The sequence below is a fragment of the Streptomyces sp. NPDC057654 genome, assembly GCF_042800135.1.
Lineage (GTDB): Bacteria > Actinomycetota > Actinomycetes > Streptomycetales > Streptomycetaceae > Streptomyces.
Map to the genome: position 1 here is coordinate 1 of NZ_JBHVHQ010000034.1, position 23,757 is coordinate 23,757.

General features: G+C 68.1%; 22 protein-coding genes and 1 riboswitch. Of the genes, 17 read left to right on the forward strand and 5 right to left on the reverse strand.

Features of this window, described 5'->3' with window-relative positions; genetic code table 11:
• Positions 1-635: AAA family ATPase (locus ACFU99_RS05250; protein ID WP_384386029.1), on the reverse strand; the 635-nt coding region annotated here is incomplete at its 3' end.
• Positions 636-797: 162 nt separating this feature from the next.
• A riboswitch (glycine riboswitch) is annotated at positions 798-897 on the forward strand.
• Positions 898-1,068: 171 nt separating this feature from the next.
• Between ACFU99_RS05250 and gcvT the strand changes: the two genes are divergently transcribed.
• The 4 genes from gcvT (at position 1,069) to ACFU99_RS05270 (ending at position 5,582) form a co-directional block, all read left to right on the forward strand.
• Positions 1,069-2,193, forward strand: a complete 1,125-nt coding sequence (gene gcvT, locus ACFU99_RS05255) for a glycine cleavage system aminomethyltransferase GcvT (protein ID WP_384386032.1) — start codon at positions 1,069-1,071, stop codon at positions 2,191-2,193.
• A gap of 85 nt (positions 2,194-2,278) precedes the next feature.
• Positions 2,279-2,653 (forward strand): glycine cleavage system protein GcvH, encoded by a 375-nt coding sequence (gene gcvH, locus ACFU99_RS05260; protein ID WP_384386035.1) that lies wholly within the window; start codon positions 2,279-2,281, stop codon positions 2,651-2,653.
• Between the two features lie 88 nt (positions 2,654-2,741).
• A complete protein-coding gene (gene glyA, locus ACFU99_RS05265; protein ID WP_384386037.1) occupies positions 2,742-4,010 on the forward strand; it encodes a serine hydroxymethyltransferase in 1,269 nt (422 codons plus the stop codon).
• Between the two features lie 189 nt (positions 4,011-4,199).
• Entirely contained in the window at positions 4,200-5,582 is a 1,383-nt protein-coding gene (locus ACFU99_RS05270) for an L-serine ammonia-lyase (protein ID WP_384386040.1), read from the forward strand.
• Between the two features lie 92 nt (positions 5,583-5,674).
• On the opposite strand, the gene ACFU99_RS05275 is transcribed toward ACFU99_RS05270, so the two are convergent.
• Complete coding sequence (locus tag ACFU99_RS05275) at positions 5,675-6,118, reverse strand: tyrosine-type recombinase/integrase (protein WP_384386043.1); 444 nt, start codon at positions 6,116-6,118, stop codon at positions 5,675-5,677.
• On the opposite strand from ACFU99_RS05275, the gene ACFU99_RS05280 reads away from it, so the two are divergent.
• The gene (locus ACFU99_RS05280) at positions 6,098-6,667 is read left to right on the forward strand and encodes a hypothetical protein (protein WP_384386046.1); all 570 of its coding nucleotides are present in this window, start codon (positions 6,098-6,100) and stop codon (positions 6,665-6,667) included. The genes ACFU99_RS05275 and ACFU99_RS05280 overlap by 21 nt on opposite strands.
• A 356-nt stretch (positions 6,668-7,023) precedes the next feature.
• Here the strand turns inward: ACFU99_RS05280 and ACFU99_RS05285 are convergent, their stop codons facing one another.
• On the reverse strand, positions 7,024-7,401 hold the full coding sequence (locus ACFU99_RS05285) for a peptidase inhibitor family I36 protein (protein WP_384386048.1): 378 nt from the start codon (positions 7,399-7,401) through the stop codon (positions 7,024-7,026).
• 355 nt (positions 7,402-7,756) lie between these two features.
• Between ACFU99_RS05285 and ACFU99_RS05290 the strand changes: the two genes are divergently transcribed.
• The 6 genes from ACFU99_RS05290 to ACFU99_RS05315 all read left to right on the forward strand — a co-directional run bounded on the left by ACFU99_RS05290 (position 7,757) and on the right by ACFU99_RS05315 (position 14,609).
• Positions 7,757-8,422 carry a hypothetical protein gene (locus ACFU99_RS05290; protein WP_384386051.1) on the forward strand — a complete coding sequence of 222 codons (666 nt, stop codon included), beginning with the start codon at positions 7,757-7,759 and terminating at the stop codon, positions 8,420-8,422.
• A 1,133-nt stretch (positions 8,423-9,555) separates the two neighbouring features.
• Positions 9,556-11,202: a collagen binding domain-containing protein gene (locus tag ACFU99_RS05295; protein ID WP_384386054.1), complete on the forward strand. Its 1,647-nt coding sequence runs from the start codon at positions 9,556-9,558 to the stop codon at positions 11,200-11,202.
• Between the two features lie 98 nt (positions 11,203-11,300).
• Positions 11,301-11,897: a hypothetical protein gene (locus ACFU99_RS05300; protein ID WP_384386056.1), complete on the forward strand. Its 597-nt coding sequence runs from the start codon at positions 11,301-11,303 to the stop codon at positions 11,895-11,897.
• 9 nt (positions 11,898-11,906) lie between these two features.
• Positions 11,907-12,887: an NlpC/P60 family protein gene (locus tag ACFU99_RS05305; RefSeq protein WP_384386059.1), complete on the forward strand. Its 981-nt coding sequence runs from the start codon at positions 11,907-11,909 to the stop codon at positions 12,885-12,887.
• Positions 12,888-12,937: 50 nt separating this feature from the next.
• Positions 12,938-13,276 (forward strand): hypothetical protein, encoded by a 339-nt coding sequence (locus ACFU99_RS05310; RefSeq protein ID WP_384386062.1) that lies wholly within the window; start codon positions 12,938-12,940, stop codon positions 13,274-13,276.
• A 4-nt stretch (positions 13,277-13,280) separates the two neighbouring features.
• Complete coding sequence (locus ACFU99_RS05315) at positions 13,281-14,609, forward strand: hypothetical protein (RefSeq protein WP_384386065.1); 1,329 nt, start codon at positions 13,281-13,283, stop codon at positions 14,607-14,609.
• 135 nt (positions 14,610-14,744) lie between these two features.
• Here ACFU99_RS05315 and ACFU99_RS05320 read toward each other — a convergent pair whose 3' ends face one another.
• Entirely contained in the window at positions 14,745-15,224 is a 480-nt protein-coding gene (locus ACFU99_RS05320; RefSeq protein WP_384386068.1) for a hypothetical protein, read from the reverse strand.
• 1,091 nt (positions 15,225-16,315) lie between these two features.
• On the opposite strand from ACFU99_RS05320, the gene ACFU99_RS05325 reads away from it, so the two are divergent.
• From ACFU99_RS05325 to ACFU99_RS05350, 6 genes are all read left to right on the forward strand, one after another.
• On the forward strand, positions 16,316-17,842 hold the full coding sequence (locus ACFU99_RS05325; RefSeq protein WP_384386071.1) for an SCO6880 family protein: 1,527 nt from the start codon (positions 16,316-16,318) through the stop codon (positions 17,840-17,842).
• On the forward strand, positions 17,839-19,269 hold the full coding sequence (locus tag ACFU99_RS05330; protein WP_384386074.1) for an ATP/GTP-binding protein: 1,431 nt from the start codon (positions 17,839-17,841) through the stop codon (positions 19,267-19,269). Before ACFU99_RS05325 ends, ACFU99_RS05330 begins: the two co-directional genes overlap by 4 nt.
• Before the next feature lie 68 nt (positions 19,270-19,337).
• A complete protein-coding gene (locus ACFU99_RS05335) occupies positions 19,338-19,670 on the forward strand; it encodes a DUF6238 family protein (RefSeq protein ID WP_384386077.1) in 333 nt (110 codons plus the stop codon).
• Positions 19,670-19,936 (forward strand): hypothetical protein, encoded by a 267-nt coding sequence (locus ACFU99_RS05340; protein WP_384386079.1) that lies wholly within the window; start codon positions 19,670-19,672, stop codon positions 19,934-19,936. The genes ACFU99_RS05335 and ACFU99_RS05340 overlap by 1 nt, the downstream gene beginning before the upstream one ends.
• Positions 19,937-19,984: 48 nt before the next feature.
• Complete coding sequence (locus ACFU99_RS05345) at positions 19,985-21,427, forward strand: type IV secretory system conjugative DNA transfer family protein (RefSeq protein WP_384386082.1); 1,443 nt, start codon at positions 19,985-19,987, stop codon at positions 21,425-21,427.
• Positions 21,424-21,894 (forward strand): hypothetical protein, encoded by a 471-nt coding sequence (locus tag ACFU99_RS05350; RefSeq protein WP_384386085.1) that lies wholly within the window; start codon positions 21,424-21,426, stop codon positions 21,892-21,894. The genes ACFU99_RS05345 and ACFU99_RS05350 overlap by 4 nt, the downstream gene beginning before the upstream one ends.
• A gap of 144 nt (positions 21,895-22,038) precedes the next feature.
• Here ACFU99_RS05350 and ACFU99_RS05355 read toward each other — a convergent pair.
• Positions 22,039-23,757: WD40 repeat domain-containing protein (locus ACFU99_RS05355; RefSeq protein WP_384386087.1), on the reverse strand; the 1,719-nt coding region annotated here is incomplete at its 5' end.

The following is a 23,757-nucleotide window of genomic DNA, read 5'->3' on the forward strand; positions in this document are numbered from 1 at the left end:
CTAACCCCGGCCGGCGCGGCCCGCGCCAGCCGCACCCCGCCGGCGGCCCCGGCGGGCCGGCGGCCGGACCCCTGGCCCGACCGCACCCCCGCCCCCGCCCGGCGGGGGCCCGCGAAGGCGTAGGCGGAGACGCGCCGTCCCCGCCGGGCCTGCCCGGCGAGCGCGTCGGCCGCCGGTACGTCCATGAGGAGCAGCCGGAGCGCGACGCCCCGTCGCCGCGCGTCGAAGGCGAGCCAGCAGCGGACCCAGGCGAGCGTGCCGCAGTCGTGCACGACCACGCTAGTGCCGGAGTGGAGCGCGCGCCGCAGCCCCGTGTAGTGGGAGAGGCGGACGAGCGGGCGGTAGAGCCCGTACGGCACGTACGCCGGGACCCGGCTCGCCCAGCGGTCGCGGGCGTCCTGCGAGTCGACGCACCAGACGATCCCGCCGCGGGCGTCCAGCCCCGGCACCGCCCGCCGGATGAGGGTGGACTTGCCGCTGCCCGGCAGGCCGGAGACGACGAGCAGGTCGCCGACGGGGAATCTCAGGTCGCACGCGGTCGCCGTGCCCCGCAGGTCCGCCACCGCGGCCGGGGGCTGGGGCCGCGGTGAGGGGCCGGGCAACGCCGGCCTCGGATACGTACGCTGCGCGTGCACGGTGATCGTCCTCCCCGGTCCGGTCACTGCGGGCTACCCGAAGAGTGTCAAGAAAAGGTAATGCGCTTCAAGGGCGGATCAAAACGATTGACCGCACGTCCGGGGGTTTACAGCGGACGGTGCCATGCGATGATGTGCCCGCAAACTGCATATCGGCCGCTCGTAGTCCGCGCGGGAGAGTCCCAGCCACGCTCCGTGCGCTGGGCGCCGAAGGAGCAAGTTCCTCCCTTGAATCTCTCAGGCCCCGTACCGCGCGGGCGAGGCAGATCTGAAAAGCGGGCCGCCGTTCCATCGGCGGCCCCACCCAAGGTGCAAGCCGAGGGGCCCGGCCGGGCCTCCCGGTGAACCTCTCAGGTTCCGATGACAGATGGGGAGGCGCGTTCTTCGTGTGCTTCTTCCAAGAACTCGCCATCGTCTGCCGGGAGCCTGAACCATGACCGATTCGCCCACTCCGCGCCGTACCGCGCTCGACGCGACCCACCGCGCCCTCGGCGCGACCATGACCGACTTCGCGGGCTGGGACATGCCGCTGCGCTACGCGAGCGAGCGCGACGAGCACCTCGCCGTCCGCGGCCGCGCCGGTCTCTTCGACCTCTCCCACATGGGCGAGATCACGCTGACCGGCCCGCAGGCCGCCGACGCCCTCGACTACGCGCTGGTCGGCAACATCGGCAAGGTCGCCGTGGGCCGCGCCCGCTACACCATGATCTGCGACGCGGAGGGCGGCATCCTCGACGACCTGATCGTCTACCGCCTCGGCGAGCAGGAGTTCATGGTCGTCGCCAACGCCTCCAACGCCCAGGTGGTGCTGGACGCGCTGACCGAGCGCGCCGCGGGCTTCGAGGCGTCCGTACGGGACGACCGCGACGCGTACGCGCTGCTGGCCGTGCAGGGCCCCGAGTCCGCGGGCATCCTGAAGTCGCTCACCGACGCGGACCTGGACGGGCTGAAGTACTACGCGGGCCTGCCGGGCACGGTCGCGGGGGTGTCCGCGCTGATCGCGCGTACCGGCTACACCGGCGAGGACGGCTTCGAGCTGTTCGTCGACCCGGCCGACGCCGAGCGGCTGTGGCAGGCGCTGACGGAGGCGGGCGCGGGCGTCGGGCTCGTACCGGCGGGGCTGTCCTGCCGGGACACGCTGCGCCTGGAGGCGGGCATGCCGCTGTATGGGCACGAGCTGACCGAGGCGACGACGCCGTTCGACGCGGGTCTGGGCCGGGTCGTGAAGTTCGAGAAGGCGGGCGACTTCGTGGGCCGCGCGGCGCTGGCCGCGGCGGCCGAGAAGGCGGAGGCGGCGCCGCCGCGCAAGCTGGTCGGTCTGGTCGCGGAGGGGCGGCGGGTGCCGCGCGCCGGGTTCTCGGTGGTGGCGGGCGACGGCTCGGTGATCGGCGAGGTGACCTCCGGCGCGCCCTCCCCCACGCTCGGCAAGCCGATCGCGATCGCGTATGTGGACGCGGCGCACGCCGAGCCCGGTACGGCCGGGGTGGGCGTGGACATCCGCGGCAGCCACGAGCCGTACGAGGTGGTCGCGCTGCCGTTCTACAAGCGTCAGCGCTGACCAGGACCCGTCCCGGGTGCCCCGCGCGTCTCACCTGTCAAGACCCGTTGCACAAGCATTCACGCGTATCCAGGAGAATCTAGTCATGAGCAACCCCCAGCAGCTGCGGTACACCAAGGAGCACGAGTGGCTGTCGACCGCCGAGGACGGCGTCGCGACGGTCGGGATCACCGAATTCGCGGCCAACGCGCTCGGCGACGTGGTCTACGCGCAGCTTCCCGCGATCGGCGACACCGTCACGGCGGGCGAGACCTGCGGTGAGCTGGAGTCGACGAAGTCGGTCAGCGACCTGTACGCCCCCGTGACGGGTGAGGTCGTCGAGGCCAACCAGGACGTCGTGGACGACCCGTCGCTGGTGAACTCCGCCCCCTTCGAGGGCGGCTGGCTGTTCAAGGTGAAGATCACGGACGAGCCGGCGGAGCTGCTGACCGCCGACGAGTACACCGCCTTCGCGGGCTAGGACGACCGTACGTACGGCCGTACGCCCCGCGCACCTTCCGCCCTCCGCTTCTGCCTCCGCCCTCCGCCTCCGCTTCTAGGAAGAACTCATGTCTCTGCTGAACAGCTCCCTCCATGAGCTCGACCCCGACGTCGCCGCCGCGGTCGACGCCGAACTCGACCGCCAGCAGTCCACCCTCGAAATGATCGCGTCGGAGAACTTCGCTCCGGTCGCCGTCATGGAGGCGCAGGGCTCGGTGCTCACCAACAAGTACGCCGAGGGGTACCCCGGCCGCCGCTACTACGGCGGCTGCGAGCACGTCGACGTGGTCGAGCAGATCGCGATCGACCGCATCAAGGCGCTGTTCGGCGCCGAGCACGCCAATGTGCAGCCGCACTCCGGCGCGCAGGCCAACGCGGCGGCGATGTTCGCGCTGCTCAAGCCGGGCGACACGATCATGGGTCTGAACCTCGCGCACGGCGGGCACCTGACCCACGGCATGAAGATCAACTTCTCCGGCAAGCTCTACAACGTGGTCGCGTACCACGTGGACGACGAGACCGGCCAGGTCGACATGGCCGAGGTCGAGCGGCTCGCCAAGGAGTCCAAGCCGAAGCTGATCGTGGCCGGCTGGTCCGCGTACCCGCGGCAGCTCGACTTCGCGGCGTTCCGCAGGATCGCCGACGAGATCGGCGCGTACCTGATGGTGGACATGGCCCACTTCGCGGGCCTGGTGGCGGCGGGGCTGCACCCCAACCCGGTGCCGCACGCCCATGTGGTGACCACCACCACGCACAAGACCCTCGGCGGTCCGCGCGGCGGTGTGATCCTGTCCACGCAGGAGCTGGCCAAGAAGATCAACTCGGCGGTCTTCCCCGGTCAGCAGGGCGGCCCGCTGGAGCACGTGATCGCGGCGAAGGCGGTGTCCTTCAAGGTCGCGGCGACGGACGAGTTCAAGGAGCGCCAGCAGCGCACGCTGGACGGCGCCCGCATCCTCGCCGAGCGCCTGACCCAGTCCGACGTCACCGAGCACGGCGTGTCCGTGCTGTCCGGCGGAACGGACGTACACCTGGTCCTGGTGGACCTGCGCCACAGCGAGCTGGACGGCCAGCAGGCCGAGGACCGGCTCCACGAGGTCGGCATCACGGTCAACCGCAACGCCGTCCCGAACGACCCGCGCCCCCCGATGGTCACCTCCGGCCTGCGGATCGGCACCCCGGCGCTGGCCACCCGCGGCTTCGGCGACGAGGACTTCACCGAGGTCGCGGACATCATCGCCGAGGCGCTCAAGCCGTCCTACGACGCGACGGCGCTGCGCGGCCGGGTCACCGCCCTCGCCGCGAAGCACCCGCTGTACCCGGGCCTGAAGTCCGAGTGAAGTAGCTGGTTCATCCACGAGTACGGGGCACCGCGCACACTGGACACAGAACAGTGCACCGGTGCCCCGTCCCATGCGCCCCGTCACGGCGCAGCACCCGCGCCGCCGCGGCGCCCCTCACCAGGTCGCCGCCCCGCGGCACAGCAGTGCCCGCACCACCCACCACGAGCAGACAAGGGGTCCGCCACCGTGGCCATCTCCGTCTTCGATCTCTTCTCCATCGGCATCGGCCCGTCCAGTTCCCATACGGTCGGCCCCATGCGCGCGGCCCGGATGTTCGCGCGCCGGCTCAAGAACGAAGGCGTGCTCGCCCACACCACGTCCGTACGGGCCGAGCTCTTCGGCTCCCTCGGCGCGACCGGGCACGGCCACGGCACCCCCAAGGCCGTACTCCTCGGGCTGGAGGGCCACTCCCCGCGCAGCGTGAACGTCGAGACCGCGGACGACGAGGTCGACCGCATCCGGCGGACCAAGCGGCTGCGGCTGCTCGGCGCGGAGATAGGCGACGCCCACGAGATCGACTTCGACGAGCCGAACCAGCTGATCCTGCACCGCCGCCGCTCGCTGCCCTACCACGCCAACGGCATGACGCTCTTCGCCTACGACGAGGACGGCCTGCCGCTCCTGGAGAAGACCTACTACTCGGTGGGCGGCGGCTTCGTCGTGGACGAGGACGCGGTCGGCGAGGACCGCATCAAGCTCGACGACACGGTGCTGAAGTATCCTTTCCGCACTGGTGACGAGCTGCTGCGCCGCTCGCGGGAGACGGGCCTGTCGATCTCGGCCCTGATGCTGGAGAACGAGAAGGCGTGGCGCACCGAGGACGAGATCCGCGCCGGTCTGCTGGAGATCTGGGGCGTCATGCAGGCGTGCGTCACGCGCGGCATGTCCCGCGAGGGCATCCTCCCCGGCGGCCTCAAGGTCCGCCGCCGCGCCGCCCACTCCGCCCGCCAGCTGCGCGCCGAGGGCGACCCGGCGGCCCGCGCCATGGAGTGGACCACCCTCTACGCCATGGCCGTGAACGAGGAGAACGCCGCGGGCGGCCGCGTCGTCACCGCCCCCACCAACGGCGCCGCCGGCATCATCCCCGCCGTCCTGCACTACTACGTGAACTTCGTGCCGGGCGCGGACGAGGACGGCGTCGTCCGCTTCCTCCTGGCGGCCAGCGCCATCGGCATGCTCTTCAAGGAGAACGCCTCCATCTCCGGCGCCGAGGTCGGCTGCCAGGGCGAGGTCGGCTCCGCCTGCTCCATGGCCGCGGGCGGCCTCGCCGAGGTCCTCGGCGGCTCCCCCGAACAGGTCGAGAACGCCGCCGAAATCGGCATGGAACACAACCTCGGCCTCACCTGCGACCCCGTCGGCGGCCTCGTCCAGATCCCCTGCATCGAACGCAACGGCATGGCCGCCGTCAAAGCCGTCACCGCCGCCCGCATGGCCCTCCGCGGCGACGGCCGCCACCATGTCTCCCTCGACAAGGTCATCAAGACGATGAAGGAGACGGGGGCGGACATGAAGGTGAAGTACAAGGAGACGGCTCGGGGCGGGCTGGCGGTCAATGTCATCGAGTGCTGACTGACCTGCGGAAACTCCGGAACGACCGTTAACTTCCGCCATGCGCATGGCGGAAGTTCGGCCGCCAGGGGGTATCCAGGGAGTTTCAGCGATCAAGGGGTTTTCCCCCACCACGACTGCATCGCCTGACGCCCGCGCTCATCGTCAGCCGGCAAGAAGTGCACATACTTACGCAGCGTGAACGCTGGGTCCTTGTGCCCAAGCCACCGCGACACGGCCACGATGCTCACGCCGAACCTGAGCTGAGCAGTCGCGAAGGTGTGGCGCAGGACGTGAAACCCATTCTCTCGCGAGGACTCGTAGCCGGACCCCTTGGCCTCCTTGTCCCGTGCAGCAATGACTCCGGCCGCAGCCAGAGCCGGCTTCCAGGAACGCACATTGAAGGTGTTGTAGCGGATCGGATTGCCGAAGCTGGTCGTGCACAGCAGTCGTACCGTGACGTCCTTCTCGACCTGCTTCGCCTGCGGCGGGTCGTCCCGTCGCAGCAGCCGCGTTTGTCGGTGATCAGGAAGACCGTGCGACGACGCCGAGACCATGCCGCAGACGCGGCTGCTCACTACGAGGCGGGGCAGGCAGCAGCCGGGCTGGCACGGCATCTTGAGGCCGGTGGTGCCCTGGCCTCGGTTCCGGCCCCGGGGCTGGCGCTGGATCCGGGCGAGACGGCATACGCGGATGTCACCTGCGGAATGGCGCGGTTTTACCCCACCGATGTCGTCTACCAGCAGGGTGCGGGGTACTTCGAGTCTCACCCCACCTTCGGCCGCCAGTGGGTTCCCAACCGTCGTCTCGACGCCCGGCGCCGTCAGCAGGCGGAGGCCGAGGCGCAAGCACAATGGCGCGACCACACCTCTGCCCGCGTCGTCTTCACCTCTGACGGCCTCCGGATCAACCCGGCAGGGGCGCCCGCCGACTGGCTTCCCTTCGACCACGTACTCCTGAGCGGCATCTCCGTTGCCGCCGCTCGCCACGAGTTGATGCTGTCGTACAGCGTGTGCGCCCCGCTTTTGCTCGCGGGGCAGGCGGCGCTCTGGCTGAGTATCGCCGTCCGGCATCTTTCCCCAAGTACTCACGCCCAGGAGGGCTAGCCTTGGGGGCTTCACGTAGGTGAATGTCCAAGGTGTGATCGGAACCGCGAAAGATTCACCTGAATTGCAACTATGGGAATTGTCTAGCCCATATCGCCTCGTGGAAGAAGCAGTCCTCAGCTGAAGAAACGTATCTGGACGTACCCGCGTGTTCATGTTGGGCTTGGCGGGCAGACGGTCGGGCCGGGTAACGCTAGCCCTCTTAAGGAAGGCCGATGACGTGGACAGGACCCCCGTAGTGGCGTGCAACACGACAAGACGCTAGCAACTGACAATCCACATCGCGTCCCGGAGTCCGGAAATGCTTCCGCTCCGCTGGCCATTCGACCGGCGGAGCGGACACAGGCTTCGCGCCACTACGCTGCGCAGCCTCCGTCGGGCTCTTGGCGGAGGGAGGTCACCGATCGGTCAAAATTTCCGACGAGGTTCGTTCCAGATCCAGGGCTGACGATCTTGAACTCGCCCTTGTAGTTCTCGTCTCGATACAAGCACCAGTCGTCCGAGGTGCTGTTGAACACGCTCCGGGCTTTGTCGTTCCATCCGGTGACGCCGCGGAGATCGGACGTGTTGTCGTGCACCTCAAGCTTACTCCCAGCACCGCCGTGATCGTGGTACAGGCAGATGAACTCGTCCGGACATTCGTACGGGGAAAACGCCGTTGTCGTCTGCGGCGCTGCGACCAACAGGAACCCTGTAGCCACTGCTGCGGCGAATCCCTTTGCGACCCAACTCATACTCTTTTCCTTTCAGTCGGAGGAGGCTCTGGGATCATGAAGGGATGCCCCGGTAGTCGTGCCGGGTAAATCCCCAACGAAATCCGATAAAATGCGCGCGACCTCGGAGTACGAAGATCCGTGCCCCCACAAGGGTCCGTTTCCGGAGCTTTCGGAACGACTTTAGCGTGCCACATAAGGAAATGAAATCCCCCAGGAGGGTGAGCGATTAAACGGCAACCCAACGAACCAAGGACATTCTAATCAACTACCCCGGCAGTCGGATGTGACACTCGAATGAACCCTTGAGGAGTGCGGAGGGACGGTCGATAGCTCTAACAGGAGAACTGGAACGATCAAGAGGGGCTAGAGTCCAATGAAAGAAGAAGGTAAGCGTATTGTCGTACGCTTGAAGGATGTGCACTGCAAGAACACAGAAGACATGTCCGGCACTGACGAGTTCTATATCGCAGGCGGAGGAGGGACAGGACCTGATTCAGGTCGCACGCACACAGCAATCCTAACGAAACCAATTGAGATCAGCAAAGGCCAGACGAGCATCTTCCCCCCTGAGGAATCGGTGGTCTTTGATGGCCGCGTACACGCAAACGACTTCATCGAGATCTCCCTCCAATTCTTCGATGAAGATTTTAAAGTAAAAAAGGACTTCGACGACAAATACAAAGCATTGGTGGCAGCATTGGCAACTGCCGTCGGGGCGGCGGTCACTTCGGTCGGCACGCCTGTGGCCGGCGCCGTTGCGGCAGCGATCTTCACGGCGACAGTTCCGGCACTACTGAAGGTGCTTGAGAGTATCGACAAGGATGACACCCTCGGTATCGTAGAAAAAAGGATCGAGTTGAAAGATCTCAAGCCCGGATCAAATGGTCCATTTTCGTGGCACTTCACCGAAAAGGAGAATGTCATTCGCGAGGGACTACCGAAGCCTCACGAAAGATTTCCGAGGTCCGAAGAAATCGGCTACAGCGATTGGGGCTACACCGTAAGGTATGAAATCGATGTGTCTTCGGCATCGGCTTGATTCCGCATTTGATCCAGCTCGTGCGGCTAAAAGTTTTCTCGTAATCCCATGAGGCTGAGGGTTACGCTGTGTCCAGGTCAGCACCGATGGCACCGGCCGAACGAAGCGAACACCCGAGGTCTGCGTCAATCACCAGGTCGTGATCGACGCAGACACCCGGCTCGCCGTCGCTCTCGGCCAGCCACTTCCTGGACACCGCAACGCCTGCAAGGCGTGAGAACTGTCCAGCGCCAAAACCACCCGTCGGCAACCCGACCGTCACCGCCGATGACGGCTACCGGGGCACCGGTCTAGTCAACCCGCACCGCCGCGGACCCAACCAAGCCCAACTCCTGGGCTGGGAAGAGGAACACAACTCCTCTCACCGCAAAGGCCTAGCCCTCGTCTAGCACGCCTTCGCCCACATGAGGACCTGAAGATCCTCAGCGACCGCCACTTCAAGAGCGACGGTATCCACCACACGCCGTCGCCCGGATCCACAGGCTCGCCCACGCAGGGTGGTGCAGAATCCAACAGGTCCCCTCAGCTCGCCATAGCCAATTTACGGGACGGCCCTCACAAAAGTAGGAATTTACTTCCCGAGAAGAAACTTCCTGCATTAATTCAAGTTCGAGTTCTTCCCGCACCCCTGCCAGGCTTTCTGCGCGACCAACGCCATAGGCGTTCTTTGGGTCGCGCAGATTTCGCGTTCCCGGAGTCTGCTCTCCGACATCCAGGGCCTTCACAAGCAGGAGTACGACTTCATGCGCTCTCGTATACCCCCACCATTCCGGCTGGCCGCTGTCGCTGTGGCCGCCGGGGTGGTGGGCACCCTGGCCTGGACACCCACCGCGGTCGCGGTGGACAAGTACGGTCCGGGCTACCAAATTCCGGATTCCGAGGGTCACGCCGCTTCCAGTCACATCGGGGCATACGGCCCGCCGGGGCTGCGAGTCTGGGGCGACAACGAGACATACTGCGCAGATCCTTCCCGGCGTGGTCCCGACTCGGCCGGCGGGTACTTCGGGCCCAAGCCGATCTCCCAGTGGACCTCTTCGGAAACGGGGCAGCGCGTTCCAGACGCCAACGTGGCGTACGCCTCGTACATCATCGGCAAGTACGGCCAGACGCGCTCCGATTCACAGGCTGCGGCCGTGGATGCAGCCACGTACGAGCTGCTCGCAGGCGGGTCCTACGGAATCAACGGCTCGCGCGGCAAGGCTCGCCTGTCGTATCCCAAGGTGTCTTCCAACTCCCGGTCGCTGTCCCTGGGGTACCTCTCCGAAGCGAAGCGACTCGCGGGTCCGTACGAGCTGCATGTCCGGCCGAAGGCTCGGGAGACCACCGAGGGCACGACCGTGGCCGTGGACGTGGACGTCACGTCCAAGCTGTCCGGCGAACGGGTGCCCGGCGTCAAGGTGGAGCTCGGCGCGGGCCCGGCGACCGGCAGCGTCACCACCGGCTCAAACGGCCGGGCCAGCTGGACGTTCACGCCCTCGACAACGGGCACGGCCACGGTCAAGGGAACTGCTACCGGCCTGCCCGGATCACAGCTCAAGACGCTGGCCCCGCACGATTCCCGCGCCCAGCGGATGCTGCTGGCCGGGAACAAGACGACAGCGCAGGGTTCCGCGGCCGTCACGGTCAAGCCCGCCACCGGTGGCCTGGAGATCCACAAGAGCGATCCCGAGGGGGCACGCCTGGTCGGCGTCGCTTTCCAGCTGTTGGACTCCACGGGGAAGGTGGTCAAGGAGGGCAAGACCACCAAGGACGGCGTCCTGACCTTCGAGGGTCTGGCACCAGGCAAGTACCGGCTGCACGAGACCTCGACGGGCGACCAGGTCCACGACCTGGTGCCTGACCAGGATGTGCTGATCGTGGCCGGTCAGTCCGGCTCGGCGAAGCCGGTTTCGGTCATCGACCCGTTCAAGGACGCCGAACTCGTCCTGAAGAAGGTGGACAAGGCCACCGGCAAGCCCCTGGCCAACGCGGTGATCGAGATCGACGCGGACGCGACGGACGCCTCCGGGAAGCACGGACCCGGCAAGAAGATCGCGAATGTGACCACCGGCAAGGACGGCCTGGCGAAACTCAAGCTCGGTGTCGACGTGAAGGCGGGCAACGCGTACTGGGCGAAGGAGGTCAAGGCTCCGCTGCACTACCAGCTGAACAGCGCGCCGGAGCGGTTCATGGCGAAGGCCGGTGCCGTGGTCAACCTGACGCTGACCAACGACCCGATCCCCGCGACCATGCACGTGCTGAAGACCGACAAGACGAGTGGCAAGGTCCTTGGGGGCATGGGCTTCGACGTCTCGACGGTCAAGGTCGATCCGTCCGGTGCCAAAGTTCCCGGCACGAAGGTCGCTTCGGGCACGACCGGGGCTGACGGCAAGTCCCAGCCGATCAAGCTGGACGCCACGGTCGAAGCGGGGATCGAGTACCTCCTCACCGAGACCAAGGCACCGGAGGGCTACGACAAGCTTGCCAAACCGATCAGTTTCACCGCTCGGGCGGACGCGGAGGTGACCGTGCGGGCTCAGGACAGCAAGACCCCGGCCCCGACCACCCCGCCGACGGCACCCCCGTCCAAGCCGGGCTCGCCCCCTCCGCCGGCAGCGAAGGGAGGCGGCACCCCGCCACAGACGCCTGCCTCGGGCTCCCTGGCCAAGACCGGGTCCGAGATGGCGCCCTGGGCCCTCGGCGGTGCAGCCGCCCTGCTGGCCGCTGGGGGCGGAACGATGTGGATGACCCGTCGCCGTCGACAGGCATCGGCCACGGCCGGTAACAGCCCGCAGGAGTAGAGCCTCCGCGGTCTCCTGCGCAAGGGGCCATGGCCGCTCTGCCCGCGGTCGTGGCCCCTTCCTCTCCTGATCACCTGCACCAAGGTTCTGGTTCCCGCATGCCTCATGACGCCCGGTTGATCCGCATATCTACGGTTCTTTTCGCTACGTTCTCGCTCGCGCTGACGTCCGCGTGTTCCAGTTCCTCCGACAGCGGGACCGCTCCGCACGCCACCCACCCCTCCTCCGTCTCCGCGGGCATCGCCAAGTCGACGCCGACCGCCAAGCCGTCGGCTCCCGCGGCCCGCAACGGCCTTCCCGAGGACCTGGTGAAGGTGGCGCGGTCCTTCACCGCGGCCTTCGTGCAGCACGACGCTCGGGACGGGCACGACCGCGCCTTCGCCGACGCGGGAGCGCGCGCAGCCGCGTACGCCTCCGGCGAGTTGGTAGGTGTCCTGCCGCAGCGGCGTCCTGGCCAGGACGCTCCATGGACGGCCCTGCGAGAGGAGCGGGCGAAGGTCACCGCCAGGATCGTTTCCGTACGGGTCCCGGACGGCGCTCCGGCTGCGGCCCCCGACGCCGCTCTGGTGCGCGTCGCCTACACCCTCACCACGACTCCAACGAGCGGCCCGGCGCGGCGGAGCGACGAGCAGCTCGCGCTCCGGCTGGAGCACACCTCCGACGGCTGGCGCGTCACCGCGCTGCCCTGGGCGTGAGGGGCCGCGATGAAGAAGATCGTACGGTCCTGCCTCGCCCTGTTCCTGGGCCTCGGCCTGGCCGGCATGGGACTGCTGATGATGTTCCAGAGCGCGGACCACGCCTCCGCGAAAGAGACCGGGCCCGGTGCCGGGCTGACAGCGGAGTCCCCCGTCCCCGCGTGGGTGCGCCCCATCATCCACAAGCATGCCGGCGAGTGCCCGCAGGTCACCGAGTCGCTCCTCGCGGCCCAGCTCTACACCGAGTCCGGCTTCAACCCCAAGGCGAAGTCGCCGGTGGGCGCGCTGGGGATCGCCCAGTTCATGCCCGGAACCTGGGCGCAGTACGGACGGGACGGCAACGGAGACGGCAAGAAGGACGTCTTCGACCCGGAAGATGCCATCGCCGCCCAAGCGCACTACGACTGCGTGCTGGCCGACGAGGTCAAGAAGGTGCCGGGCGACAGCACCGACAACATGCTGGCCGCGTACAACGCGGGCGGCGGATCCGTGATCAAGTACGGCGGCGTGCCGCCGTACGCGGAGACGCGCAGCTACGTGAAGTCGATCCGCGACCTCGCCACGAAGTGGGCGTCGAGCGCGGGCCCCGCCCCGCTGCCTGCGGGCAAGGGCGCCGCCCGCGCGATCGCCGCCGCCCGTACCGCTATGGGCACCTGGTACCGGTGGGGCGGCGACTGCGTATCGCCCTTCGAAGGGCAGGGCGGCTGCGACTGCTCCTCGCTGATGAAGATGGCGTGGAGCAAGGCCGGGGTGAACCTGCCGCGCGTCACCTATGACCAGGTGCGTATGGGGACTCCTGTCAAGAGCACCTCGCAGCTCCAGCCCGGCGACCTGCTGTTCTCGGTCGGCTCGGCCAGCCACCCGGAGCACGTCGGGATGTTCATCGGCAACGGCGAGGTCATCGAGGCCCCGCACACCGGCGCGAAGGTCCGCATCAAACCCCTCAGCTTCTGGACCCCTCAGATCGTCGCCATGCGGCACATCAGCTGAATCGCTTCTCCACCCGTTCATCCAGCGTCTTGCGCAACCAAAGGAATGCCATGCACTACGTTCTCGCTGCCGCGACCGATCCCGCTCTGCACCAGCCCCTCGCCGCCGGCGTGGACATCATCTCCGGCGTGAAGCCCGACTGGGGCCCGTTCGGCAAGCTCGGCGGCACCGCCAAGATGATCCTGGGCGTACTCGCCGCCGCGGTCCTGGTCGTCGGAGCATCCTGCTTCTTCATCGGCCTTGCCAAAAGCCGGGGCTGGACGGGCGAAAGCCACTCGACCATGGACTCCTCGCGCGGCAAGGGGCTGATGGTCGGCGGGGGCGTCATCGTCTTCCTCGTCGCGAGCTTCGGCACGCTCTTCACGATCGTCTACGGCCTGGGTGTGTGAACCGATGATTCACGGCACCCCGCCCGGCCGGATCCCCACCCCCGGCGGCTCCCCCGGAACCCGGCCCAAGCCCTCCTCCAGGATGAAGCTCTGGGGCATCGCTGCGGGCGTCGTTGCCCTGATCACAGCGGCCGGAGTCGTCGTCAGCGTCACCACGGGCAGCTCCCCTGCCCCGGTGCCTTCCTCAGGCCCCGCCGCGACCCGCGGGCCCGCAGAGGGCGGGGCGCGCGCACGCGTGGTCGACGGGGTACCGCTCGGGTACCCCCGGACCGCGGACGGCGCGAAAGCCGCCGCCGCCAACTTCGCGACGGTGCGAGGCAGCGCCGCGTACCTGACCGACGAGCACGCCCGGCACCGGGCCGCAACAACCATGAGCAGCAACGCCGTGCGTCAGAGCGCCGCGAGCGAGGCGGACCGGACGGCCGCGCAAGCCGCCAAGCAACTGCAAGGCGACGCCCGGAAGATCAATGCCCAACAGTCGATCGCCCGCACAGGGGTGCTCTCTGCCCATGCCTTGGCCGTCGATACCCACAAGGCGACCATCCGCCTGTGGATAACCTCCGTCCGGGGGAATTCGGCTGGTCACGCGCCGCCGCAGGCTTCCTTTCAGTCCGTGACGGTCAGCCTCCTCTGGGAACAGGGGAGCTGGAAGGCTTCCGGGTTCTCCACGGCTCCGGGAATGGTCGCGCCGCTCTCGACGCGGCAGGCCACCAACACCGCGGCGGACTTCGTGCAGTACGTACCCGAAGAGGCCGCCGACCCGGTTCTCAGCGGTATCGCGGCGAAGGGCGGTCTGCCCGGCCAGTACCCCAGGGACGAGCAGGGTGTTCGTGCCGCAGCGACCAGCGCCGTCATGCTCTACGGCGACCCGCGGTTCTTCATCGACGCCGACTGGCGGCACCGGATGCTCCGGGCCACCGCCGCGCCGAGCACCCTCTCCTCGGTCACCCGCGACGCGGACTCGACCGCCCGGCTCGTCGCGGAGAACCGGCAGCTGGGAGACGACGGGAAGACGGCCGACGAAGGGCGGCTCGTCACGCGGACCGCCGTGCTGGCGACCCGCACCCTGACGCGCTCGGACCAGGCGGCAAGCGTCGAGTTGTGGACGGCATCCCTCGGCGGCGTCGCCGGGGGTGCGGACGAGTCCCAGCGTCCGCAGGTCGGATACCTGCGGATGACCGTCGATCTCGTCTGGGCAGACGGCACGTGGAAGACGACGGCTGTCACCCCTTCCGAGCCGCTGGTCCCCACTCCTCCGGCCGCCGAGCAAGCCAGCCCGGCCAGTGGTTTCGCTGAAGTGGGAGGGACGGATGACGCGCCTGCGCTTGCGTGAAGACGTTCCGGGCCTCCTGCGGATCGACCGCTCTGTGCCTCGCCGGAGCCTGGGGCGCCGACTGCACACCCTCTTGTGGGTCAACGTCGTGATCGGCTTCGTGTTCGTCCCGTCAGCGGTCGCAAATCCCTTCTGCTACATCCCGATGGTCTGCGAGGCCAAGGCCGCCATCGACTTCGTGAGCGCCCCCCTCGGGTTCCTGCTCCAGAAGCTGACCGATGCCAATATCTGGTTTCTGCGGAAAATGCTGGATCTGATCCAGAACACGACGCAGTTCGATCTCACGTCTCCATCGTTTCTGAAGCAGTACGCCATCGTCTTCGCGGCCAGCACGCTGATCACCGCGGCCCTGTGGCTGACGGCCGTCGCGAAGCGGGCCGTGCGGGGGGTCTCCCTGACCACCGCCATCTCGGAGGCGATCGGCTTTCTCATCCTCCAGTTCGTGGTCAACTCGCTGACGCCGGGCGCAATTGCTCTGTTGATGAAGGCCATTGACGAGGTCACTGCGGTCTTCGCGCCGTATGCCACGGAGAACTTCAAACCCTTCCTCGCCAACATCCTCAAGATCATGGCTTCGAGCCCGAACGAGGGCGTCGGACAGCTCATGGTGGTCAACCTGGTCATGATGTGCGGTGCCCTGCTGATGTGGGTCGAACTGCTGATCCGAGGATCTGCGATCTATGTCGGCGTCGCGCTCGGGCCGCTGGTCAACGCGGGGCTGGTCGACCGGGACCTGTGGGGCAAGAGCAAGAAGTGGTTCGGGGCCCTGCTCGCCCTGGGACTGTCCAAGCCCGTGCTGTTCGCGTTGCTGGGCCTGGGCGGCGCTGTCCTCAGCGACTCGACCGGGAGCCTGAGCGACGCGGTCTCGAAAATCCTCGTCGGCGCGCTGATCCTGATCTTGGCCGTCTTCGCGAGCGCCACGCTCTACAAGTGGATTCCCGCCTTCGGCGACGATATGGCCCAGCTTCATCACGACCGCAAGGCGGCTGCCTCCGCCGGTCCCGCCGCAGCGGTGGACGGACCGGCCCAGCACGCCAACCGGTCGATGTCCACGTACCTCCAGGACTCACTGGTCGGCGGGGGCACCTCGGCAGGTGGTCGGTCGGCAGGCGGCAGCAACGTCGCCCGCGCCGGGGCTGGCAGGCAGGCTGTCTCCCCGACGGTGGGACAAGGCCAGGCCGGCACGGCGAGCGCCAAGGCTGCGCCCGGGCCCGGAGCGGCTGCGGCTGGTCCAATCGGTGCTGCGGCGTCCGTGGCCAAGGCCGGTGCGGATGTCGCGAAGAACAAGGCGGCGAACGCTCCCGGCTCGCAAGGGGCCGACGCCGCGCAGAGCGGCACCGAGCAGGGCCAGGGTGCCGAAGCCTTCGGGCCTCCGGCCGCAGCCCGATCTCAGGGAGCGGCCTCCGGCTCTGTCATCGGCTCCACCCCACAGGCACCGCCGCCCCAGAGCGAGGGCCCGCCGGTCAGCGGATACCGAGGCCCCGGCCGCCGCTCGCGGCCCGGCCAATGTGTCAGGGCCAGTTGTCAGCCCCAGCCCGGTACCAGGGGCCGGGCCTGCGCCTCAAACCCCGCCGCCCTCCGCGCGCCCGGGACCACCGGCCCCGCCCCCTGCCGCTGGGCCCGCCAGTCCCAGGCCCTCGAACCCTCCTGCACCGCCGGCCCCGCCGTCCGGTGGCGGGACGCCCACCAGCAAGGACACCTGATCCATGGCTACGCGTACGTATCAGTTCGGAAAGCACCGCCCGACCGGCTTGGTCGGCCGCCGAGACCTCGGCGAACAGGTCGTCCTCGGCTGCGGAGCCGCTGGCGGCATCCTGTCCGGCTTCCTCTTCAGCGCCGTCCCGGCGCTGGCCGGCATCGGCCTGGTCCTGCCCATCGTGATCGCCGTCCTCGTGGTGTACGTGCCGTACCGGCCGAAGGGCACCGCGCAGCGCCGCACGGTCTACCGCTGGTGGCGGATCAAGCGCTACCACCGCAAGGCCCTCGCCCGGACGGGCGGCGTATGGGTCTCCCCCGCGATCGAGGCCGGTACCCGCCGGGACGGAACAGCGCCGCACGCCGCCCTCGCGGAACCGGAGGGGCTCGCCGGGATGACGTGGGTGGCCGTGACCGTCCGCGGTCAGCAGGCGATCGTCGTCCTCCAGCCCCAGGCCGGCTGCGTCACCGCGACGCTGGAAGTCGCCTCGCCCGGTCTGGGCGGCAAGGAGGTCGGGGAGCAGGTCGTCGCCCTGGAGCGCTGGGGGGAGCTGCTCGACGCCTTCGGCAACGCTGAGGAGCACCCGGTCAAACGTATCCAGGTGCTCGCACGGCAGATGAAGAGCGACCCCTATGCTCATCAGCGGTTCGTGGCCCAGCGCGACGAGTCGGCCGCCACTGCGGGGGCACCGCAGTGGCTCAAGGACTCGTACGACGCGTTGGCGGACGCCGTGTCGACCTCGGCGGAGGAACACCGCTACTACATCACCGCGCACGCGAAGTTCACCCGCGACCTGGCGGCCGACGGGGCGGCCCGTGGGACGGGCGACGAAGGCGTGGCCGCCGCCATGGCCGCGTACCTGGAAGAGCTGTGGGCCCGCTGCGAAGACGCCGACCTGTCGGTGATCGCTCCCCTCGATGAGGGCAGGATGACGGCGTTCATCCGCAACAGTTACGACCCCGATCACGCCATCTGGGACACCGGGCTCCCTCACGGCCACGCGTTCCCGCGCAACGTTGACGTCCGCCACGGCGAGTACGTAGCCACCCGCGCCGCCGGGTCAACGGACAACTGGTTTCACGCCACGGCGGCCGTCATCTCCTGGCCGACCACGCCGGTAGGCCCCGACTTCTTGGCGCCCCTGCTCATCGGCATGCCGGACGTGATCCGGACCATCAGCATCACGCAGAACCTGGAGCCGAACGACAAGGCCGTGGAACGGACGTTGCAGGAGGACACCAACAACCAGGCCGAGATGCTCCGCAACCGCCAGCGCGGCAAGAACGTGGACCCGCGCGACGTGATCGCCGCCAACGCGACAGGCTCACGCGGCATGGCCCTCGCCGCCTCTGGCGCGGCCGGCGCCGCAGCCGTCGGCTACATCACCATTTCCGCGCGCAGCGCCGAAGAGCTGGAGAAGACCAAGCGCACGACGGCTTCCCGCGCGCGCAACTCCCATCTGCGCATCGAGTGGCTCGACCTCGAACACGCCCGCGCCTTCGCCACGACCCTCCCGCTCGCCGGAGGCATCAAGTGACCGGCCTCCTCAGTTCCCTGGAACCGGCGCACCAGACGGCACAGCGCCCGCTCTACACCGAGACCACCACCAGTCAGGCCCTCTACCTGCCCATCGCACCGCCGACCCTGGGCACGGCCGGGGCCGTCATCGGCCGCGAGCTGTACAGCGGGAAGGCGTTCATCTACTGCCCGTTCAGTGCCTTCGGCGACGGACTGCCCGGCGGAAACATGATCGTGATGGGCGACACCGGCCGCGGCAAGAGCGCGCTCACCAAGACCTACGCGGCCCGGCAGATCCGCCTGGGTCGCAAGGTCGTCGTCCTCGACACGAAGGAGCAAAAGGAGCGCGAGGAAGGCGAATGGGCAGCTCTGGGCCGCTCTCTCACCGGCAAGGCCCCGGTGAAGTTCACCCCTGGCGGCGGGAAGGGGGCGTCCTGTATCAACCCGATGGACCCCGCCATCGCGGGCAAGCGCCAGATCGAACTGGTCCGTACGATCGTGGAACTCGGCCTGGGTAAGCCCCTGGACGAGTTCGCGGGCTCCGCCCTGCGGCTCGCGATCCGCCTGGCCCACCAGCGCGCCGCCGAAGCAGGGCGTGCCCCGATTCTGGCGGACGTCGCGGAAGCACTGCGCGCGCCCGAGGAGTCGGACGCCCGCGCCAAGCAGCGGACCCGCGACGAACTCCTGGGCGACGGCCTCGAAGCCTCCTACGTGCTGGACCGACTGTGCGGGAGCGATCAGGACGCCTCCGGCGACCTGATCGGCATGCTCGACGGGCCGACCAGCCTCGGTGTCGACCTCGACGCCGACATGGTCGTCTTCGACCTGACCAAGGTTCCCTCCGGCGGCGTCGCCATGACCATCCTCGTAGCGGTGATCTCCGTGTTCCTGGAGGAGGTCTGGCTGCGTCCGATGTGCGAGTGCGGCACCGAACCGGGCCAGCACGAGCGCAAGATCGTGGACGCGAATTCCGGCGCCTGGGAACTCGGACCGAACCAGGCGTCGGGCTGCCGCCGCTACACCCAGCGCAAGCGCATCCTCGTATGCGAAGAAGCCTGGCACATCCTCGGCACCCCACAACTCGCCGCTCTGCTAGAGAAATTCCTCAAATTCGCACGGGGCTACGGCCTTGCCTGCATTTTCATCGTGCACCACCTCAGCGACATCGACGACAGCCCGGAGACCCAGGCCGCGCTGAAGATGGCGGACACCGTCGTCGTGTACTCGATGAAGAAATCCGAAGCCGAGGACACCGCCGCGCGACTGGGCTTCCCGGTCTGGACGGCCGAACACATCATGCGCCTCCGCCGCGGAGTGGCCCTGTGGCAAGTGGGCGAAGTGATCTACCCCGGCGTGCAGCACCTCCTGACGCAGGCCGAGCAGCACTTGTGCTTCTCCTCCGGCTCCATGACCGACCTCGCCACCACCGAACCCAACACGGCATGACGGTCTGCACCACCCCGACATGGACGAGCTGACCGGCCGTCCACGACTACGCCGAACTCGGAGTCCCCATGACCGTCCTCACCACCCTCCACCACAGCCCCTCCGCGCATCCCTCCCAGGGACAAGCACTGCGAGATGAGATCGACGCCCTGCACTCCGAGTTTCTGGACACGGCCCGGCGCGTCGCCCAGCTCGCCGAACAGCTCGATCACGACGACGCTCACGCCGCGGGGGGCCGTGCCCGAGCAGCGGTGGGCCACCTGTGGCGCGGGGCCGAGGACCTGCACGCCGCCTTCCACCGCGCTCCGCCCCGAGCGGCCGGCCCCTCCGCGCCGGTAGCGAGGCTGTGTGCTCGCAGGATGCGCTACCTCGCCGCCCGCACCGCACGAAAGGCGGCGTGATGGATCTCCTTCCGACCAGCCTCTCGATCGCTCTGGTCGTCATCGTCGCCGTGTGCGCACTGGCCTTTCTGGCCGTGCGGATCACATCCGCACGTACTCAGCGCGACGACGGCTTCGCCTCGAAGGCCCAGCTCAAACGCCAGCTCTCGGCGAAGGCAGCTCTGAAGGCCACCGAGATCCGGCCGTCCCTGCACAACGGAGATCACCCGCCGGCCCGCAGTGCGCCGGTGAACCTCCACAAGCGCACGCACTCCGCGCCGCGCTGAACGGACCCTCTTCAACTGCCCTCTCCTCGCACCTCCCGGAGCACCTCCATGCACCACGCACCTCACGACTTCGGATACCGCCTGGGGACGTCCGTCCGTCCCAAAGGCGTTGAACTGTGGTCCAGGGCCGACAAGGCGTGCCGGGTGATCGGCCCCATGGGATCGGGCAAGACCCTGCGCTTCTTCGCGCCGACCATCCGCAACTGGGTCGGCCCGGTCCTGGCCACCTCGTCCAAGTCGGACCTCGTAGAGCTGACCTTGGACGCCCGGCGGCAAGACAACCGTCCGGTCCTGGCCTTCGACCCCCAGAACATCGCTCCCTCCTTGCCCAGGGTGCGCTGGTCACCAATCACCGGCGCGGCGGACACCGAGGCCGCGATGATGCGGGCCAAGGCGTTCGTCGCCGGTTCCCGCACCCCCGGAGCCGCTGTCCAAAGTTCCGAAGGCAGCGCCTTCTACAAAGGGCAGGCGGCCAAGGTCTTCGCCGCCCTCCTACACGCGGCTGCCCTTGACGGAGCCAGGATCGACCACCTCCTGAAGTGGGCTCGGAAGCTGTCCGACCCCGCTCCGCTAGGCATCTTGAGCGCCCACCCCGGTGCTGGCCCCGGCTGGGCGGACATGCTCCGAACGTCCACCACCGGCGACTCGCGGACCGTCGGCAACACCGCCGTGACCCTCGACGCGGCCCTTGAGCCCCTCATGCACCAAACCGTGATCGACGCCCTCCAAGGAGACGGCGAGGAGCCCACGGACTTCCGCGCGTTCCTCGACGCCGGCGGCACCATCTACCTGCTGGGCAAGGACTCGGAGGTGAACTCGGTCGCACCGCTGACCACCGCGGTGACAGAAGACCTGTTGGACATCGCGGAGGCCCACGCGCTCACCTCTCCCGCCGGACGACTCGACCCTCCGCTCCTCGCCGCGCTAGACGAAGCCCCGAACATCGCCCCCATCCCCTCCTTGCGGCAGCGCGTCGCCGATGGGCGCGGGCGCGGTATCACCGTGATCTACGGGCTCCAGGCGTGGGCATCTGCCGTCGCCCGATTCGGTGCGGACACGGCGAACGAGCTGGCCTCCTTCACCAACCACGTGGTGGTCTTCGGCGGCGCGAAAGACCCGGCCTTCCTCAAGGACATGTCCGATCTCTGCGGGCAGGTCGAGCGTGTCCGTACGACAAGGACCACCACCCGCGGCGACGGCCGCGGCGAGTCGACCGCACGGCACATGGCCCTAGAACCGGTCCTTCGCGGCGACGAGATCAAGGGGCTCCCCGACGGTCAGGCGCTGGTTCTCGCCGACAACCTGCCGCCTGTCGTCACTCAGCTCGACGGCATGTGGACCTGGGACTCCTGGCCCGAAATTGAAACCAGGATCCACGATCTGCGCCAGGCCAACGAAACCGAACGAGCCCGGCAGCAGGCGGCACGAAGGCACACCGCTGCCGCCCACACGGCCACCTGGGCTGCCCGACGGGGGGCGAATGCCGCGTGACCACCACCTCGATCACACTCTTCGCGCCCTTCCCCGACCAGCCCGCAGACCTCGCCGAATACGCAGCGGCAAGGAGCGCGGAAGACGCGGAGGCGTACGGCCCACCCCCTTGGGACATCGGAGCCCTGCCAGAGGACCTCAGGGCTTCGCTGCTGGGGTGGCTCGACACCGTGTGCCGCTGGCTGAACCAGACGTACACCTGGCAACCACAGCACGCCATCCCGCCGTGCTGGCAAGAGCACGAACACCTCGGCTACGAAATCGCCGCCCTCGCCTTCGCCCGCGCCGACGCCTACGAAGACGCCGGTTCCGCAGTGGTCTGGCACGAGCAGTACACCCGCTTCCAGGCCCGCATGAGCGAAGCACTCGGCAAGGTCGGCGACGAATGCCGCGTCGGCCGCCACGAGCCCCGCCCGGCGCGCTTTCAACTGGACGCGTGGCCTCCCCGGTTATCCGCTGACTGGTGAAGCGGTGGCGAAGTCGGCCAACGTTCCTCGGCGTGCTGCAAACGGTCGTCGTGGGCCCTGGTGTACAGACCCGGCTGAACCTCGTCGCAACGGTCACGTAGTACACGCTCCGACTGAACGGTTCGAGCTGAGGGGGAAGAGACTTCAGTGTCCTGATGGGTTTGGGCAGACTGGCCCGGATGTCTGGCCGCGCAGGTAGGCGGAACGCTCCTCAGGGGTGAAGTCGCGCTGGATGGCTTGGCAGATGCGTTTGACGGACTCGGCGGCGTCGGGAAGATCTGGGGCCCACAGCCGCACGGTGTCGTCGTTACTGCCGGTGGCGAGGGTTTTGCTGTCAGGGCTGAACGCCACGGAGGTCACCGCGCTGCCGTTGCCAGGGAGTGTGGCCCGGGGTTTGGACGCTCCGTTGGCAGTCGCATCCCACAGCCGCACGGTGTCGTCGCTACTGCCGGTGGCGAGGGTTTTGCTGTCAGGGCTGAACGCCACCGAAGACACGTAAGTGCCGTTGTGGGGGAGTGCGGCCCGTGGTGTGGATGCTCCGCCGGCATTCGTGTCCCATAGCCGCAGCACGCCGTCGTTACTGCCGGTGGCGAGGGTTTTGCTGTCAGGGCTGAACGCCACCGAGCGCACCTTAGTACCGCTGCCAGGAAGTGTGGCCCGGGGTTTGGATGCCCCGTTGGCAGTCGCATCCCACAGCCGCACCCTGCCGTCCTTATCGCCGGTGGCGAGGGTTTTGCCGTCAGGGCTGAACGCCACGGAGGTCACCGTGCTGCCGTTGCCAGGGAGTGTGGCCCGGGGTTTGGACGCTCCGTTGGCAGTCGCATCCCACAGCCGCACGGTGCCGTCGTTACCGCTGACGGCGAGGGTTTTGCTGTCAGGGCTGAACGCCATCGAAAACACCTCAAAGTCGTTGCCAGGGAGTGTGGCCCGGGGTTTGGATGCCCTGTTGGCAGTCGCATTCCACAGCCGCACCAAGCCGTAATTACCGCTGACGGCCAGGGTTTTGCCGTCAGGGCTGAACGCCACCGAGCGCACCTTAGTACCGCTGCCAGGAAGTGTGGCCCGGGGTTTGGTCGCTCCGCCAGCATTCGTGTCCCATAGCCGCAGCACGCCGTCGTCACTGCCGGTGGCGAGGGTTTTGCTGTCAGGGCTGAACGCCACCGAGCGCACCTTAGTACCGTTGCCAGGGAGTGTGGCCCGGGGTTTGAATGCCTCGTTGGCAGTAGTCGCATCCCACAGCCGCACCCTGCCGTCACTATCGCCGGCGGCGAGGGTTTTGCCGTCAGGGCTGAACGCCACCGAAGACACGCCAGCGTCGTTGGGGGGGAGTGTGGCCCGGGGTGTGGACGCTCCGCCAGCATTCGTGTCCCACAGACGCACCGTGTCGTCGTCACTGCCGACGGCGAGGGTTTTGCCGTCAGGGCTGAACGCCACCGAAGACACGTAAGAGCCGTTGCCAGGGAGTGTGGCCCGGGGTTTGGATGCCCTGTTGGCAGTCGCATCCCACAGCCGCACCCTGCCGTCCTTATCGCCGGCGGCGAGGGTTTTGCCGTCAGGACTGAATGCCATGGAGGTCAACAAGCTGCCGTTGCCGGGGAAGCGGTTGCGGAGTGGGAATGCGGCGGCTGCGTAGAGGCTGCTCGTTGCTTCGCTGGTGGGGCTGATGCGGTAGGCCCGGACGGCCAGGAGTGAGGCCAGGTCAGGGTTGGTGTCGATGAGGACGGTGGACTGGGCGGCCAGCTGGCGGGACTGTGCCTCGCGCTGAGCCGCGACTGCCTCTTGGCGTTGCCAGAAGGCGATTCCCGCGGCGATGAGGGCGAGGACGAGCAGTCCGGCCAGGGCGGTGTTGATGCGTCGGGTCCG

Bases quoted from the DNA above. Each gene is read 5' to 3' on its own strand.
- ACFU99_RS05300 (WP_384386056.1), top strand. From the start codon at position 11,301: ATGCCTCATGACGCCCGGTTGATCCGCATATCTACGGTTCTTTTCGCT.
- ACFU99_RS05315 (WP_384386065.1), top strand. From the start codon at position 13,281: ATGATTCACGGCACCCCGCCCGGCCGGATCCCCACCCCCGGCGGCTCC.
- ACFU99_RS05290 (WP_384386051.1), top strand. From the start codon at position 7,757: ATGAAAGAAGAAGGTAAGCGTATTGTCGTACGCTTGAAGGATGTGCAC.
- ACFU99_RS05345 (WP_384386082.1), top strand. From the start codon at position 19,985: ATGCACCACGCACCTCACGACTTCGGATACCGCCTGGGGACGTCCGTC.
- ACFU99_RS05335 (WP_384386077.1), top strand. From the start codon at position 19,338: ATGACCGTCCTCACCACCCTCCACCACAGCCCCTCCGCGCATCCCTCC.
- ACFU99_RS05285 (WP_384386048.1), bottom strand. From the start codon at position 7,401: ATGAGTTGGGTCGCAAAGGGATTCGCCGCAGCAGTGGCTACAGGGTTC.
- gcvH (WP_384386035.1), top strand. From the start codon at position 2,279: ATGAGCAACCCCCAGCAGCTGCGGTACACCAAGGAGCACGAGTGGCTG.
- ACFU99_RS05305 (WP_384386059.1), top strand. From the start codon at position 11,907: ATGAAGAAGATCGTACGGTCCTGCCTCGCCCTGTTCCTGGGCCTCGGC.
- ACFU99_RS05275 (WP_384386043.1), bottom strand. From the start codon at position 6,118: ATGGTCTCGGCGTCGTCGCACGGTCTTCCTGATCACCGACAAACGCGG.
- ACFU99_RS05325 (WP_384386071.1), top strand. From the start codon at position 16,316: ATGGCTACGCGTACGTATCAGTTCGGAAAGCACCGCCCGACCGGCTTG.
- ACFU99_RS05310 (WP_384386062.1), top strand. From the start codon at position 12,938: ATGCACTACGTTCTCGCTGCCGCGACCGATCCCGCTCTGCACCAGCCC.
- glyA (WP_384386037.1), top strand. From the start codon at position 2,742: ATGTCTCTGCTGAACAGCTCCCTCCATGAGCTCGACCCCGACGTCGCC.
- ACFU99_RS05340 (WP_384386079.1), top strand. From the start codon at position 19,670: ATGGATCTCCTTCCGACCAGCCTCTCGATCGCTCTGGTCGTCATCGTC.
- gcvT (WP_384386032.1), top strand. From the start codon at position 1,069: ATGACCGATTCGCCCACTCCGCGCCGTACCGCGCTCGACGCGACCCAC.